The organism is Gordonia crocea, from assembly GCF_009932435.1.
GTDB classification, from domain to species: domain Bacteria; phylum Actinomycetota; class Actinomycetes; order Mycobacteriales; family Mycobacteriaceae; genus Gordonia; species Gordonia crocea.
The window spans coordinates 2,007,960-2,023,659 of sequence record NZ_BJOU01000001.1; the positions used below are offsets into that span (position 1 = coordinate 2,007,960).

15 protein-coding genes and 1 pseudogene are annotated in these 15,700 nt (G+C 69.0%); all 16 read left to right on the forward strand.

Annotated features, from left to right (window positions below; translation table 11 throughout):
• Nucleotides 1-3 precede the first annotated feature (3 nt).
• Nucleotides 4-936, forward strand: coding sequence for a PP2C family protein-serine/threonine phosphatase (locus nbrcactino_RS09510; protein WP_228460755.1), 933 nt, complete (start codon nucleotides 4-6; stop codon nucleotides 934-936).
• Nucleotides 929-1,648, forward strand: coding sequence for a hypothetical protein (locus nbrcactino_RS09515; protein WP_161927129.1), 720 nt, complete (start codon nucleotides 929-931; stop codon nucleotides 1,646-1,648). Before nbrcactino_RS09510 ends, nbrcactino_RS09515 begins: the two co-directional genes overlap by 8 nt.
• Nucleotides 1,649-1,805: 157 nt before the next feature.
• Nucleotides 1,806-2,354: a helix-turn-helix transcriptional regulator gene (locus nbrcactino_RS09520; RefSeq protein ID WP_161927130.1), complete on the forward strand. Its 549-nt coding sequence runs from the start codon at nucleotides 1,806-1,808 to the stop codon at nucleotides 2,352-2,354.
• Between the two features lie 81 nt (nucleotides 2,355-2,435).
• Nucleotides 2,436-3,296 carry an acyl-CoA thioesterase gene (locus nbrcactino_RS09525; protein WP_186343331.1) on the forward strand — a complete coding sequence of 287 codons (861 nt, stop codon included), beginning with the start codon at nucleotides 2,436-2,438 and terminating at the stop codon, nucleotides 3,294-3,296.
• The gene (gene pdxT / locus nbrcactino_RS09530; RefSeq protein ID WP_186343332.1) at nucleotides 3,293-3,922 is read left to right on the forward strand and encodes a pyridoxal 5'-phosphate synthase glutaminase subunit PdxT; all 630 of its coding nucleotides are present in this window, start codon (nucleotides 3,293-3,295) and stop codon (nucleotides 3,920-3,922) included. Before nbrcactino_RS09525 ends, pdxT begins: the two co-directional genes overlap by 4 nt.
• A gap of 47 nt (nucleotides 3,923-3,969) precedes the next feature.
• Nucleotides 3,970-4,722 (forward strand): YebC/PmpR family DNA-binding transcriptional regulator, encoded by a 753-nt coding sequence (locus tag nbrcactino_RS09535; protein WP_161927132.1) that lies wholly within the window; start codon nucleotides 3,970-3,972, stop codon nucleotides 4,720-4,722.
• An 82-nt stretch (nucleotides 4,723-4,804) separates the two neighbouring features.
• Nucleotides 4,805-5,383, forward strand: a complete 579-nt coding sequence (gene ruvC, locus nbrcactino_RS09540) for a crossover junction endodeoxyribonuclease RuvC (protein WP_161927133.1) — start codon at nucleotides 4,805-4,807, stop codon at nucleotides 5,381-5,383.
• Nucleotides 5,380-5,967: a Holliday junction branch migration protein RuvA gene (ruvA, locus tag nbrcactino_RS09545; protein WP_161927134.1), complete on the forward strand. Its 588-nt coding sequence runs from the start codon at nucleotides 5,380-5,382 to the stop codon at nucleotides 5,965-5,967. The genes ruvC and ruvA overlap by 4 nt, the downstream gene beginning before the upstream one ends.
• Nucleotides 5,968-5,971: 4 nt before the next feature.
• Complete coding sequence (ruvB, locus tag nbrcactino_RS09550; protein WP_161927135.1) at nucleotides 5,972-7,057, forward strand: Holliday junction branch migration DNA helicase RuvB; 1,086 nt, start codon at nucleotides 5,972-5,974, stop codon at nucleotides 7,055-7,057.
• A 22-nt stretch (nucleotides 7,058-7,079) separates the two neighbouring features.
• Nucleotides 7,080-7,454 (forward strand): preprotein translocase subunit YajC, encoded by a 375-nt coding sequence (gene yajC, locus nbrcactino_RS09555; RefSeq protein WP_161927136.1) that lies wholly within the window; start codon nucleotides 7,080-7,082, stop codon nucleotides 7,452-7,454.
• Between the two features lie 21 nt (nucleotides 7,455-7,475).
• Nucleotides 7,476-9,173 carry a protein translocase subunit SecD gene (secD, locus tag nbrcactino_RS09560; RefSeq protein WP_161927137.1) on the forward strand — a complete coding sequence of 566 codons (1,698 nt, stop codon included), beginning with the start codon at nucleotides 7,476-7,478 and terminating at the stop codon, nucleotides 9,171-9,173.
• Complete coding sequence (secF, locus tag nbrcactino_RS09565; RefSeq protein ID WP_161927138.1) at nucleotides 9,170-10,447, forward strand: protein translocase subunit SecF; 1,278 nt, start codon at nucleotides 9,170-9,172, stop codon at nucleotides 10,445-10,447. The genes secD and secF overlap by 4 nt, the downstream gene beginning before the upstream one ends.
• A 9-nt stretch (nucleotides 10,448-10,456) precedes the next feature.
• A complete protein-coding gene (locus nbrcactino_RS09570; protein ID WP_161927139.1) occupies nucleotides 10,457-12,133 on the forward strand; it encodes an ABC transporter substrate-binding protein in 1,677 nt (558 codons plus the stop codon).
• The gene (locus nbrcactino_RS09575) at nucleotides 12,121-12,675 is read left to right on the forward strand and encodes an adenine phosphoribosyltransferase (protein WP_228460756.1); all 555 of its coding nucleotides are present in this window, start codon (nucleotides 12,121-12,123) and stop codon (nucleotides 12,673-12,675) included. The genes nbrcactino_RS09570 and nbrcactino_RS09575 overlap by 13 nt, the downstream gene beginning before the upstream one ends.
• Nucleotides 12,676-12,750: 75 nt before the next feature.
• A complete protein-coding gene (locus nbrcactino_RS09580) occupies nucleotides 12,751-15,129 on the forward strand; it encodes a RelA/SpoT family protein (protein WP_308470340.1) in 2,379 nt (792 codons plus the stop codon).
• A gap of 211 nt (nucleotides 15,130-15,340) precedes the next feature.
• Nucleotides 15,341-15,652 (forward strand): annotated as a pseudogene (locus nbrcactino_RS09585) (DUF222 domain-containing protein); the annotation flags it as partial.
• Nucleotides 15,653-15,700: the final 48 nt, after the last annotated feature.

The following is a 15,700-nucleotide window of genomic DNA, read 5'->3' on the forward strand; positions in this document are numbered from 1 at the left end:
CGCGTGAGCGAGTCGGGGTTCATCCGCGACGATGTCGTCGTCGGGAGCGATGACGTCGATGGATTGCGGCTGGACTGGGCGGTCGCCTGCAACGTCGGGATGGTCCGCGAGGCGAACGAGGACGCGGCCCTGGTCGGACCGGGCCGTTTCCTCCTCGCCGACGGTATGGGCGGACACGAGCGCGGCGAGGTGGCCAGCGAGGTCGCGTTGACGGTGCTCGCCGAGGTGCCCGTCGGTGGCGGCCAGGAGGAGACCCGCGACGAACTGGAGCAGCTCCTCGTCCGCGCGCAGGACCAGATCGGCGAGATCGACACCTCCAGCGAGCGGCGCGCCGGCACGACGGCCACCGGCGCGGTCCTCATCAGCCACGACGATCAACCACACTGGTTGGTGTTCAACATCGGCGATTCGCGGACCTACTGTGTGCGCGACGGCGTGCTGGAGCAGGTGACCGTCGACCACTCGCAGGTCCAGGAGTTCGTGGATGCCGGGATGTTGACCGCCGAGCAGGCCCGCGTCGACCCGCGTCGCAACGTGATCACCCGCGCGCTGGGGGCCGGAATCGTGCCGCCGCGCGCCGACTACTTCTTGTTCGAGACTGAGCCGGGCGACCAGCTGCTGCTGTGTTCCGACGGCTTGACCGGCGAGTTGCCCGATGCGGAGATCGGGGCGATCCTCGCTGACAGCGAGAGTGCCCAGGAGGCTGCGGACGCCCTGGTGGAGGGCGCGCTGGCGCTCGGCGCGCATGACAACGTCACCGTCGTCGTCGTGCATGTCGGTTCGGGTGCCGCGGCGCAGGATCCGGTGGATTCCGACAACGAAGGGGCCGGCGAGCCAGACTCCGACGATCACGAGTCCGACGACCACGAGTCCGACGACCACGAGTCCGACGAGCCGGTGTCCGACGACCCGGAAGCCGACACCGACGATGCCTGACGCGACGACCGACGTCTTCGTCGAGTTCTGCGGCGAGCGGTTCGATATCGGCTCCGACGGCCGGTTCACGGTCGGACGCGAAGGCGACCTCGCGGTCGACGACAACCGGTACCTGCACCGGCGCTTCCTCCTGATCCACCGCGGGGCCGGTGACCTCTGGTACCTGTCCAACGTCGGGTCGCACCTGTCGGCGACCGTCGTCGCCGCGGAGGCGGGTTTCTCCGGCCAGATTGCGCCGGGGGCGAGTCTTCCCCTGGTCTTCGGTCGCACCGTCGTGGTGTTCACCGCGGGTCCGACGACCTACGAGTTCGAAATCCACGCGAATCCCGGGCCGGCGGCCGGGGTGACCACCGCGTCGACGCCGGTCGGCGACACGACGGTGGGGGTCCCGACCCTGACCGAGAGCCAACGGCTGCTCATCCTGGTCCTGGCCGAGCCCAGCCTGCGGTACGACGGCAGCGGCTCGAGTTCCATCCCGACATCCGCCCAGGCCGCCGCCCGGCTGGGCTGGGCGTTGACAAAGTTCAACCGCAAGCTCGACAACGTCTGCGACAAGCTTGACCAGCTCGGTGTTTCCGGTATGCGCGCGGGTGGTGGAAAGCTCGCCACCAATCGTCGGGCGCGGCTCGTCGAATTCGCCTTGTCGTCGCAGATCGTCTCCCGCGCCGACCTGCCGCTGTTGGATGCCGAAGCGGAGCGCAACTCCGCCTGATTGGGGTACCCCAGGGGTATCGGCGCCGTGAAATTGCGCTGACCTGCGCATAGACCATGGGTAGTTCTCCCCATTTCCCGATCCCTGTCCTGCTCCTAACGTCATTGGCGACACCGCGAGATCCCCCGGTGAGTCGCACGAGACAGGAGCAAGACAGATGACCGCAGCCGCCCCGTGGAACCCGACCTACCGCCCCTGCGACGAGATCCGTCGCGCCGAGGAGGGCGCCCGTCGCCGGGCGGCCCAGGCCGCCGCCCGTCGCCGACAGGCCCTCGCCGATCTGACCGCCCGCCGCATGGCGCTGCCCGGTCAGGGGCATGCGGACGCCCGCCGCGACGTCGACTTCGAGTTCGCCGCCCGGGCCATCGGCCGCCTTCCCGGCGGGGTGGTCGTCTTCGAGCCGGCCGTCGAGGAGATGACGTCCGAGCAGGCCAGCGCCGAGACCGCGCGACTGACCGCCGCGGCCGACCTGGAGCTGCCCCGCCCGTCGCTGACCGCCCGCGAAGTCGAGGTCTTGCGCACCTGGCTGCTGCTGGACTCGAAGCCCGCCGTCGCCGGCGAGCTCGGCATCTCGCTGGGCACCGTCAACACCCACCTGACCCGGATCCGGGCCAAGTACGCCGACCTCGGACGCCCCGCGCCGACGAAGGCCGGTCTGGTGGCCCGCGCCGTGCAGGACGAGCTCATCTCCCTCGAAGAGCTCTGAGCTCTCCTCAGACATCCGGCGGCCTCTCCCGAGACGGGGGAGGCCGCTGGTGTCGTTATGGGATCAGCGATAATCGCAGGCATGCCCACGATTGAGGAGATTCTGCGCGTCGAGCAGATCGAGACCGACATCTACCGCGGCCCGTCCTATCCCAGCGTGCTGCGGCGCACCTTCGGTGGGCAGGTCGCCGGCCAGGCGCTGGTCGCAGCGACGCGGACGGTGCCGGCGGAGTACGGCGTCCACTCGCTGCACGGGTACTTCCTGCGTCCGGGAGACCCGGACAAGCCGACGGTCTTCCTCGTCGACCGCATCCGGGACGGGCGCTCGTTCGTCACCCGGCGCGTCACCGGCGTCCAGAACGGCGAGGCCATCTTCTCGATGTCGGCGTCGTTCCACATCGGCAGCGATGAGGGGATCGAACACCAGGACCGGATGCCCCCGGTCGTCGCGCCCGACACCCTGCTCGACCGTCGGGAGGCGGAATCGGAATCGAACCGCAAACTGTTCGCCGAGTGGGACAACTTCGACATCCGGATCGTGCCGCGCGACCAGATGCAACTCTCCGACTACTTCGCCGCGCAGCAGCGGGTGTGGTTCCGTTACCGGCACCGGTTGCCTGACGACCACGTCTCGCACGTGTGCGTGCTGGCCTACATGAGCGACATGACCCTGCTGGGTTCGGCGTCGTCGGTCCACCGCGACGAGCGGGTGCAGTCCGCGTCGCTGGACCACGCGATGTGGTTCCTGCGACCCTTCCGGGCCGATGAATGGCTGCTCTACGACCAGACGTCGCCGTCGGCCGGACATGGTCGGGCGCTCACCCAGGGGCGGTTGTTCGACCAGCGCGGCCGCATGGTGGCGGCGGTGGTCCAGGAGGGGTTGGCGCGCATCATCTCCGATCCGGACGTGCAGGGCATCCCGATGCGGACCGACGAATCGTGAGTTCGCCGACGATCGGGGTCTTGGCGGTCCAGGGCGACGTGCGCGAGCACGTCGCCGCCCTGACGGCGTTGGGGGCGACCCCGCGGCCGGTGCGCCGGGCCGAGGAACTCGACGGCTTGGCCGGGATCATCATCCCCGGCGGGGAGTCGACGACGATGTCGCGTCTGCTGGGCGTATTCGAGTTGTTCGACCCGCTGCGCGACGCGCTGGCGCAGGGGCTGCCGGCATACGGATCGTGTGCCGGAATGATCATGCTCGCCTCGCGCATCCTCGACACCCGCAGCGACGCCCGCCACCTCGATGCCCTCGACATCACGGTGCGGCGCAACGCCTTCGGCCGCCAGACCGATTCCTTCGAGACCGACCTGGACTTCGCGGGGATCACCGACCGCCCCGGTGCCGCGCCGCTGCGCGGGGTCTTCATCCGCGCGCCCTGGGTGGAAACGGCGGGCCCGGGGGTGACGGTACTGGCCACCGTCCCGCCGGGGGCGACGCCGGACACCCGCGCCGACGGGCGGATCGTCGCCGTGGCACAAGGGCCGGTGGTCGCCACCTCGTTCCACCCGGAGGTCACCGGCGACCTGCGCGTGCACGAGTATTTCGTCGACCTCGTGCGACGGTCCTAGGTCGGCTCCGCTCACCGCGTGACCGGCGCCCGGTAAGCTCTTCCCCCATGAGCGGACACTCCAAATGGGCGACCACCAAACACAAGAAGGCTGTCATCGATGCCAAGCGCGGCAAGATGTTCGCCAAACTCATTAAGAACATCGAGGTCGCGGCGCGCACCGGCGGCGGTGATCCGGGTGGAAACCCGACGCTCTACGACGCGATCCAGAAGGCCAAGAAGTCGTCGGTGCCCAACGACAACATCGAGCGGGCCCGCAAGCGCGGCGCGGGCGAGGAAGCCGGCGGCGCCGACTGGCAGAACATCACCTACGAGGGTTACGGGCCCAACGGCGTCGCGCTGCTGATCGAGTGTCTGACCGATAACCGCAACCGCGCGGCCGGCGAGGTCCGGACGGCGATGACGCGCAACGGCGGCAACATGGCCGACCCCGGCTCGGTCGCCTATCTGTTCACCCGCCGCGGCGTGGTGACCCTGGAGAAGGCCGGGCAGAGCGAGGACGACGTCTTGATGGCCGTGCTCGACGCAGGCGCCGAGGAGGTCAACGACCTCGGCGAGAGCTTCGAGGTCGTCTGCGAGCCGACCGACCTCGTCGCGGTCCGCACCGCCCTGCAGGAGGCCGGGATCGACTACGACTCTGCCGAGGCCGATTTCCGCGCATCGGTCGAGGTCCCGGTCGACGCCGACGGCGCACGCAAGGTGTTCAAGCTGATCGATGCGCTGGAGGACTCCGACGACGTCCAGAACGTCTATAGCAATGTCGACATCTCCGACGAGGTGCTCGCGGAGCTCGACGACTGACGCGCAGCGTGTCGGTCCGACGGATTGTCGGGCCCGCCCTCTAGAATCTCGAACAGTTGTTCGTTATGAGAGAGGGTGGCCGATGCGCGTGATGGGTGTCGATCCGGGGCTGACCCGGTGCGGCATCGCCCTGGTCGAGGCCGGGGCGGGTCGCGCGGTGACCGCGCTCGACGTCGACGTCGTGCGCACGCCGGCGTCGATGGATCTCGCCGATCGGTTGCTCGCCGTGCACAACGCCGCGGTGCACTGGCTCGATACGCACCAACCGGCCGTCGTGGCCATCGAGCGCGTCTTCGCCCAGCAGCAGGTGAGCACCGCCATGGGGACCGCACAGGCGGCCGGGGTGGTGGCCCTTGCCGCGGCGCAGCGCGACGTCCCGGTGCGGTTCCACACGCCCAGTGAGGTCAAGGCGGCGGTCACCGGCTCGGGTCGCGCCGACAAGGCCCAGGTCACCTCGATGGTCACCCGGATTCTCGGGATGCAGACGCGCCCCAAGCCCGCGGATGCGGCCGACGCGCTCGCGTTGGCGATCTGTCAATGCTGGCGGGGGCCGACCGATGACCGGATCGTCGCCGCACAGGCCAAGGCCGAGGAACTCGCGCGCGCCCACCGGGCTCGGCTGAAAGCCGCGCACGCCAAGGCGTTGGAGGCCCGACGATGATCGCCTCGGTCCGCGGCCCGGTGATCGACATCGCCCTCGACCACGTCGTGGTGGACTGCGCGGGTGTCGGGTACCGGGTGCTGGTCACCCCGGCAACCATCTCGTCGCTGGCCCGGGGGGCGGAGACGACCCTTCTCACGACGATGATCGTGCGGGAGGACTCGATGACCCTGTACGGGTTCACCGACGGTGCCGCGCGGGATCTGTTCGTGCTGCTGCAGACGGTGACCGGTGTCGGACCGCGACTGGCGTTGGCGGCGCTGGCGGTCCACGATCCCGCCGATCTCGCCGCTGCGCTCGCCGCATCGGACACTAAAGCGCTCACCGCCGTGCCGGGGATCGGCAAGCGCGTGGCCGAACGCCTCGTCGTGGAGTTGCGCGACAAGGTGGGCCCGGTCGCCGGCGGCGGGGCCGCGGCCGCGGTCGGCGGTGGTGTCGGGGCGGATGTGACCGAGGCGCTCGTCGGACTCGGATTCCCGGCGGCCGCGGCGGAGAAGGCCGTGGCCGCGGTGGTGGCCGAGAACCCCGACGCCGACTCGGCGGCCGTACTGCGCGCCGGCCTGGCGCTGCTGGGAAAGAAGTAGGGCGATGACCGACGACGAGCAGGACCGCGAGCGGACCGTCAGCGCCGGCCGGGTATCGGCTGACGGGGAGCTCGACGCGAACCTGCGGCCCCGTTCGCTGGCCGACTTCATCGGCCAGTCGAAGGTGCGCGAGCAGTTGGAACTGGTGTTGCGCGGCGCGAAGGGACGCGGGGGCACCCCCGACCACATCCTGCTGTCCGGGCCGCCCGGACTGGGCAAGACCTCGCTGGCGATGATCATCGCGGGTGAGCTCGGGTCGGCGATCCGGGTCACCTCCGGTCCCGCGCTGGAACGGGCCGGGGACCTCGCCGCGATGCTGTCGAACCTGGTCGAGGGCGACGTCTTGTTCATCGACGAGATCCACCGCATCGCCCGCCCCGCCGAGGAGATGCTCTACCTGGCCATGGAGGACTTCCGGGTCGACGTCGTCGTCGGCAAAGGGCCGGGGGCCACCTCGATCCCGCTGGACGTCGCGCCGTTCACCCTGGTCGGCGCCACGACCCGGTCGGGAGCGCTGACCGGGCCGCTGCGCGATCGGTTCGGGTTCACCGCGCACATGGAGTTCTACGAGACCGACGAGCTGGTGGCCGTACTGACCCGCTCCGCGGGGATCCTGGGGGTTTCCCTCGACGCCGACGCCGCGGTGGAGGTGGCGCGCCGCTCGCGCGGCACCCCGCGCATCGCCAACCGTTTGTTGCGCCGGGTCCGCGACTACGCCGAGGTCCGCGGCGACGGCGCGGTGACGCTGCCGATCGCCCGGGCGGCGCTCACGGTCTACGACGTCGACGACCGCGGGCTCGACCGGCTCGACCGGGCAGTGCTGTCTGCGCTGGTCCAGGGCTTTGGCGGGGGACCGGTCGGGGTGTCGACCCTGGCCGTCGCGGTGGGGGAGGAACCCGCCACGGTGGAAGAGGTGTGCGAGCCGTTCTTGGTCCGCGCGGGGCTGATCGCCCGAACCCCGCGGGGCCGGGTCGCCACCGCCGCCGCCTGGCACCACCTGGGGTTGGTGCCCCCGGCCGGCGCATTGAGTGCGACATGGGGAGTGCGCGGGTTGGGCGAGGAACCCAACCTGTTCGACGGGTTGGACTAGCGCGTCTGGCAGACTGTCAAGCATGGAATTCGTGATCCCAGCGCTACTGGTGCTGATGGGCGTGATGCTGTTCATGGGCACGCGCAAGCAGAAGAAGCAGATGGCCGATATGCAGGAGATGCAGGCATCGCTCACCACCGGGACCCGGATTCAGTTGATGTCGGGTCTCTTCGGAACCGTCATCGACTCCTACGACGATTTCGTCGACGTGGAGATCGCCCCCGGCGTCGTCACCCGATGGAACAAACTTGCAGTCCGCGGCGTGGTGGCCACCGATGAGGCCGCCGACACCTATGTCGGGGCCGTTGTCGCGGCGGACGCGGCCGACCCCGACACCATTGACGATGATGCCGAGGCCGTCGCGGAGCAGTCCGACGACCCGGCCGACGAGAAATAGCCTGTAGGAGACCCAACCACCGTGACCACTCCGCGTCGCCCAGCGGCGAAGCGCTCCTCGGCCCGGGAGACCCCGCCGTGGCAGCCGCTGCTCGCCTTTAGCGCCCTGCTCGCCATCGTGTTCGGGCTGGTCTTCTTCACCGGAGACCGTTCACCCGAGCCAAAACTCGGCATCGACCTCCAGGGCGGCACCCGCGTCACCCTGACCGCGCGCACCCCGGATGGCAAACGCCCCGAGGCCGACCAGCTGGAGAAGGCCAAACAGATCATCGGCCAGCGCGTCGACGGACTCGGCGTGGCCGGCTCGGAAGTCGTCGTCAGCGGCGACACCCTGGTGATCACCGTTCCAGGCGACGACGGCCGCCAGGCCCGCAACCTGGGACAGACGGCCCGCCTGTACATCCGGCCGGTCGCCACAACCCCCACCGGGCAGCCCATCGTGATGCAGGTGGACAAGTCCAAGCAGTCGGGGGACAAGCAGAAGGACGACGAGAAGAAGGACGAGGAGAAGCGCGAGGCGTTGACGCCCGAGCAGCAGCGGGTGGCCGTCGAGGAGCAGCGCAAGCTGCGCCAGGCGCCGAAGGGTGCGACTCCGCAGCAGTTGGCCGCCCTGCAGGCCCAGATGGCGAAAGTCGACTGCGATCCGAAGGCCAACGACCCGCTGCTGGGCAACGACGACCCCAACCAGTACCTGGTCGCGTGCAGCACCGACGGCAACGAGGTGTATCTGCTCGAGCCGATGATCATCGACGGCCGCGACGTGGCGAAGGCGTCGGCGGTGCTGTCCCCGCAAAGCAACCAGTGGACCGTATCGCTGGAATTCAAGGGCGCGGCGAAGAGTTTGTGGCCGCAATACACCGCCAAGAACATCCAGCGGCAGACCGCGATGACCCTGGATTCACGGGTCGTGTCGGCGCCGGCCATCCAGGGCACGATTACCGGGGCCACCGAAATCTCCGGCGGCCGGAACGGTTTCACCGAAGACGAAGCGCGCGACCTGGCGAATGTGTTGAAGTACGGTTCGCTGCCGCTGTCGTTCGAGTCCTCCGATGCCGAGACCGTGTCGTCGACGCTGGGACTCTCGGCGTTGCGGGCCGGTCTGGTCGCCGGATTGGTCGGCCTGATCGCCGTGCTCATCTACGCGCTCGCGTACTACCGGATGCTGGGCGTGCTCACCTTCTTCGCGCTGGTTCTCGCCGGTGCGATGTCGTACGGCCTGATCGTGCTGCTCGGCCGCTGGATCGGGTTCACCCTGGACCTGGCCGGCGTGGCCGGCTTCATCATCGGCATCGGCATGACCGCCGACTCGTTCGTCGTCTACTTCGAACGGATCAAGGACGAGATGCGCGAGGGCAGATCCTTCCGCTCGGCGGTACCGCGCGGTTGGGCCAGTGCGCGCCGAACCGTGTGGACCGGTAACGCGGTCAGCCTGATCGCCGCGGTGGTCATCTACCTGCTGGCCGTCGGTTCGGTTCGCGGATTCGCGTTCACCCTGGGTCTGACGACCATTCTCGACGTGGCAGTCGTGTTCCTGGTGACCCATCCGCTGGTCGTCTACGCGACGCGGTCGTCGTTCTTGTCCAAGCCGTCGGTCAACGGCCTCGGCGCGGTCAGTGAAGTGGCGCGCCAGCGCCGAGAGGCCGCCCGGGCAGCCGTCGGCATCGCCGCGGGTGATTCCGCCGAGGACCGGTCCACCGCGGCTCGAGGAGGTCAGCGATGAGTTTCAGAGCCGGAGGAATGGGCAGCGACAGCGTCGACGGCCTGTCCAAGCGCGCCACCGGGGGCGGCGACGATCCGTTGCCCGCCGGATTCAGGCTCGACAAGACTCTGTCGGATCGGGCCGTGGCCGTAGACACCCTGGTGGCCGATGCCGATTTCGAGGCCGACACCAACAGGTCGTTCCTGTCCCGGCTCTACACCGGCACCGGTGCCTTCGAGGTCGTCGGCCACCGCAAGCAGTGGTATATCGCCACCGGCGTCATCCTGCTGATCTGTCTGCTGTCGATGGTCCTGCGCGGGTTCACCTTCGGCATCGACTTCGAGGGCGGCACGCAGGTGTCGATCCCGGCGACGAGTTCCTCGGTGACCGTGGAGAAGGTCGAGAAGGTCTTCTCCGACACCCTCGGCCAGGCCCCGGAAACGACGCAGACCGCCGGTTCGGGCGCCGCGAAGACGATCCAGGTGCGCACCGAGCACCTCGATGAGGCGCAGGCGAACAAGGTGCTCGACGCGCTGGCGGCGGCGTTTGCCCCCGATCTCACTCGTGCCGATGTGTCGTCGTCCGACGTCAGTTCGACGTGGGGCGCGGAGATCACCCGCAAAATGTTGATCGCGCTCATCGTGTTCCTGGTGATCGTGACGGTGTACATCGCGGTCCGCTTCGACAAGGAGATGTCGATTGCGTCGTTGGCCTCGCTGTTCTTCGACGTGGTCGTGACCGCCGGCGTGTACTCGCTGGTCGGCTTCGAGGTCACCCCGGCCACGGTGATCGGATTGCTCACCATCCTGGGCTTCTCGATCTACGACACGGTCGTCGTGTTCGACAAGGTCGAGGAGAACACGCGGTCGTTCACGCGGACCTTCCGCCGCACCTACGCCGAGCAGGCGAACCTGGCGGTCAACCAGACGCTGATGCGCTCCATCAACACGACGATCATCTCGGTGCTGCCGATCATCGCGCTGATGGTGGTGGCGGTCTGGATGCTCGGCGTCGGCACGCTGAAGGACCTGGCGTTGATCCAGCTCGTCGGCGTGGTCGTGGGCACCTTCTCGTCGGTCTTCCTCGCGACGCCGCTGCTGGTCTCGCTCAAGGAGCGCAATCCCGAGATCGCCGCGCACACCAAGAAGGTCCTGGCCCGCCGGGCCGGCGCCGACGCCGGTGAGCCGGTCGTGTCCCGCACGCGGGGGCGCCATGCCGTAGAGGGATCGGATGCCGCGGCGGCGGGGGACTCCGATGCCGCGCGCCCCACCGGGAAACGGCGGCGTTCGCGCTAATCTCGGACCGTGCGAAACACGAAGCGCAAGGCCCGGGGGCTGGCCCTGGTCGCGGCATCGGCGGTGGTGGCTCCGGCCCTCCTCGCCGGATGTGGCGCAAACAAGGATGCGCCGGTCCACTACCGGACCGACGCTCGGCTGAGTACCTACAACCCGGCCGGGGAGACCGGCAACGCCGACGGCGTGTTGATGGCGTTGACGCGGGTTCTGGGTGGATTCTCGTTACTCGGGCCGCAGGGCCAGGTTGTTTCCGACCGCGACGTGGGCGTGGCGGAGGCCGTCCCCGGGCCGACGTTGACGGTGCGCTACACCTTTGCGCCGAAGGCGGTGTACTCCGACGGGGTCAAGCCGACCTGTGACGATCTCGTGCTCGCCTGGGCGGCCCAGAGTGGGAGGTTTCCGGGTTTCACCCCGGCGACCCGGGCCGGGTATCGCGACATCGACCGGGTCGAGTGTGAACCCGGCGCGTCAACCGCCGTGGTCCGGTTCGCCCGCGGCCGCGCCTACCGTGACTGGCGCGCCCTGTTCGGCGCGGGGTCGATGATGCCGGCCCACGTCGTCGCCCGCGACGCCGGCGTCGGATCGATTACCGAGGCCGTCCGGGCACGCAAGCCCGCCGTCGTCGCGGCGGTCGCCAAATCGTGGAACACCGGGTTCACGCTGCCGACGGGCACCCTCGACCCGGCCCGATTCGTGTCGCTGGGCCCGTATCGTGCCGAATCCTTCGACGCCAAGACCGGCCTGCACCTGGTGCGCAATGAGCGCTGGTGGGGCGAACAGGCCAAGCAGCCGACCGTCAACGTCTACGGCCGCAACACCGACACCGCGGCACGCGCCGGCGACGGCGGTTTCGACGTCACCGACTCCGCCGTGGGCATCGACGCCCCGCCGGCGGCGGGCGAGGCGCCCAAGCCGCAGGTCTCGGTGGCCCGACAATCGCTGTCGGTCGAGCAACTCGTGCTGGCGCAGCACGGCGCCCTGGGCTCGATACAGGCCCGGCAGGCCTTCGCGACGTGCGTCCCGCGCGACGAGTTGGTCCGGCGCAGCGGTTTCGGGACGCAACCGTGGAATCTGCACGTCCTGACCCCGGCCAGCGACTTGTCCTATCCGATCAACAATCAGTTCGGCCAGCGCTACGCCCGCCCCGACCCGGCGCGGGCCCGGGAGCTCGCCGATCAGCGACCGGGCGGAGCCGGACCGCTGCGGGTGCGGGTGGGCTACCTGGGGCCGGATGACCGACGCAAGGCGATGGTCGCGCTGATCGCCGACTCCTGCCGACGGGCCGGGATCGAGGTCGTCGACGCGGCGCGCCCCGATCTGGGTCCTGCCGCGTTGGGGCGCAGCGTCGACGCGTTGCTGATCAACTCGGGGAGCAGCTTTGCCGCGGCGGGTGCGGCCGACGTGATCCGTGACGCCTACACGCTGTACGGCGGGGATCCGCTCAACGTCGGTGACTTCCGGGAGCCGCAGGCGACCGACGGGGTCACCCGGTTGTCGGTGACCGTGGTGGCGGCCGACCAACTGGCCCAACAGCGGGCGATGGAGACGGCGGCGTGGCGCGGCCTCGCGTCGTTGCCGTTGTTCGCGACGCCGCGGGAGCAGACCTGGTCGGAGAAGCTCAGCGGGGTCATCGCCGGCCGGGCGCGCAACGGTACCGGCTGGAACATGGACCGGTGGTCGCGCTGACCGCGGCGCAACGGGCCCGCGACGCGATCGGTGCGCTGACCCGGTCGGTGGCTGATTTCCCGACGACCGGTGTCATCTTCCGGGACTTGACGCCGGTGCTGGCCGACGCCGAGGGTTTCGCCGCCGTCGTCGAGGCGTTGAGCGAGGGTTTCGAGGTCGACGCGGTTGCCGGCATCGACGCGCGCGGATTCCTCTTGGGCGGCGCGATTGCGCACCGGCTCGGTGTCGGCGTCGTGGCGGTGCGCAAGACCGGCAAGCTCCCGCCCCCGGTCCTCGCCTGTACCTACGACTTGGAATACGGCACGGCGACGCTGGAGATCCCGGCGTCGGCACTCGACCTCGACGGCGCGCGGGTATTGATCATCGACGACGTGTTGGCCACCGGTGGCACGATCGCGGCGACCGCGAGTCTGCTCGCGCAGGCCGGGGCCGCGGTGGCCGGAACGGCGGTGGTCCTCGAACTCGACGGGCTCGGGGGGCGCGCGGCGGTGGAGTCGGCGCTTCCCGAGGGTGCGGCGATCCGCGCCCTCGTCACCGGATGAACCCGCCCGACCTTGTCTAGACTGGAACAACTGGAGTAACCGGAAGTTCCGGCCGCAGGGGAGAGGGGTGTAGCCATGGACGAGGCGTCGCGGACCGAAGACGCTCCGGTCGTGCCGGCGGAACCGCCCGCGCCCGCGCCGGACGCGGCTGCGCAGGCCGCTCCGCCGGCGGAGGCCGCGCAACCCCAGTCATCGGCGACACGGCGGGTCCGAGCCCGCCTGGCCCGGCGGATGACGGCGACCCGCTCATCGGTGCGGCCGGTCCTCGAGCCGTTGGCCACCCTGCACCGGGAGGTCTACCCGAAAGCCGATGTCACGCTGCTGCAGCGCGCCTACGACATCGCCGAGACCCAGCACGAGGGCCAATTCCGCAAGTCGGGGGACTCCTACATCACCCATCCGCTGGCGGTGGCCACCATCCTCGCCGATCTCGGCATGGATACGACGACGCTGGTCGCCGCCTTGCTGCACGACACGGTCGAGGACACCGGCTACTCCCTCCAACAGATCACCGACGATTTCGGGCCGGAAGTCGCCCACCTCGTCGACGGTGTGACCAAGTTGGACAAGGTGGCGCTCGGCACGGCCGCCGAGGCGGAGACGATCCGCAAGATGATCATTGCCATGGCCCGTGACCCGCGCGTCCTGGTGATCAAGGTCGCCGACCGGTTGCACAACATGCGGACGATGCGCTTCCTCCCGCCTGAGAAGCAGGCCCGCAAGGCCCGGGAGACCCTCGAGGTCATCGCGCCGCTGGCGCACCGGCTCGGGATGGCGACGGTCAAGTGGGAGCTGGAAGACCTGTCGTTCGCGATCCTCCATCCCAAGCGGTACGAGGAGATCGTCCGCCTCGTCGCCGATCGGGCGCCCTCGCGCGACACCTATCTGGCCAAGGTCCGCGACGAGGTGGGCGCCGCACTCGCCGGTGCGCGGCTGTCGGCAATCGTCGAGGGCCGGCCCAAGCATTACTGGTCGATCTATCAGAAGATGATCGTCAAGGGCCGCGACTTCGACGACATCCACGACCTCGTCGGCATCCGGATCCTCTGCGACGACGTGCGCGACTGCTATGCGGCGGTGGGCGTGGTCCACTCGCTGTGGCAGCCGATGGCCGGGCGGTTCAAGGATTACATCGCCCAGCCCCGATACGGCGTGTACCAGTCGTTGCACACCACGGTGATCGGCCCCGAGGGCAAGCCCCTTGAAGTGCAGATCCGTACCCGCGACATGCACCGGACCGCCGAGTTCGGCATCGCGGCTCATTGGCGCTACAAGGAGAGCGGGTACCGCAGCGACCGCAAGGGCCACAAGCGGGCCGAACTGGCCGAGATCGACGACATGGCGTGGATGCGCCAGTTGTTGGACTGGCAGCGCGAGGCCGCCGACCCGGGGGAGTTCCTCGAGTCGTTGCGGTACGACCTGGCGGTCAAAGAGATCTTCGTCTTCAGTCCCAAGGGCGACGTCTTCACGCTGCCGGCCGGGTCCACCCCGGTGGACTTCGCCTATGCCGTCCACACCGAGGTGGGCCATCGGTGCATCGGCGCGCGCGTCAACGGGCGGCTGGTCGCCTTGGAACGCAAACTCGACAACGGCGAAGTGGTGGAGGTGTTCACCTCCAAGGCGCCCAATGCTGGACCGTCGAAGGACTGGCAGAAGTTCGTCGTCTCTCCGCGCGCCAAGACGAAGATCCGGCAGTGGTTTGCCAAGGAGCGCCGCGAGGAGGCCCTTGACGCCGGGAAAGAGGCTATCGCCAAGGAGGTCCGCCGCGGCGGGCTGCCCCTGCAGCGGTTGCTCACCAGCGAGAACATGAGCGCGGTGGCCGCCGAACTGCGCTATCCGGATGTCACCGCGCTGTATTCGGCGGTCGGGGAGAACCAGGTCACCGCGCACCGCGTCGTCAGCCGCCTGGTGGCCCAGCTTGGCGGGCTGGACAGTGCCGAGGAGGAACTCGCCGAGATCACCACCCCGTCGACGATCCCGCCGCGCCGACGGGCGGGCGGCGACCCCGGCGTGGTGGTCGAAGGCGTCGACAACGTGCTGATCAAGTTGGCCAAGTGTTGTACTCCCGTCCCCGGCGACGAAATTCTCGGGTTCATCACCCGGGGCGGCGGGGTGAGTGTGCACCGTACCGATTGCACCAACGCCGACGCGTTGCGCCAGCAGGACGAGCGCCTGATCGACGTCGTCTGGGCGCCGTCGGATTCGTCGGTCTTCCTCGTCGCCATCCAAGTGGAGGCGCTCGACCGGCATCGGCTGCTCTCCGACGTGACCAAGGTGCTCGCCGACGAGCGGCTCAACATCCTGTCGGCCTCGGTCACGACCAACAACGACCGCGTCGCGGTCAGCCGCTTCACCTTCGAGATGGGTGATCCGACGCACCTGGGCCATGTCCTCAACGTGGTGCGCAACATCGAGGGCGTTTACGACGTCTATCGCGTGACTTCGGCGGCCTGAGCGGGCCCCGTGGCTGCCGGCGTGACGGCCGGCCGGCAGCGTGGACGGCACAGTATGAATGGCGAATGTGCCTCATCATCTATGCAGGTCAAACCATAAATCTGTGGTTGTCCGACCTCTGATCTAGTCTAAGATGTAGATAGAAGGACATCAGCACACAGTTTCTAACCGAGTCCGCACAATATGATGCGAACCCGGGCTCGGGGGGCACATGAACCACGACGAACTCGCCGTATTCGTCACAACGCTGGCCGACGATTTGGCATCGGCGGCGGTGTCCAGCGGAACAGGACTGGGTGCGTTGCTGGCGTCGGCTTCGGCCGCCCAAGTCATAGAGAAAGCCCTGGCCAAGCCGATCCACGCGCCCGATGGCTCCCCGGATCCGCGTCCCCGGGCCCAACGCACCGCCGATGCTCTAGTCAGCGTGATCACCGCATACCTGGCATCACAAAATCGTCCGACCGTGGGCCGAATCGTCCCGCACATCACTGTGACCGTCCCACTGCCGACGCTGGTACCGACCAGTCCACTGGGTCAGGCGCATGCCGCACGGCTGGGATTCACCGGCTCG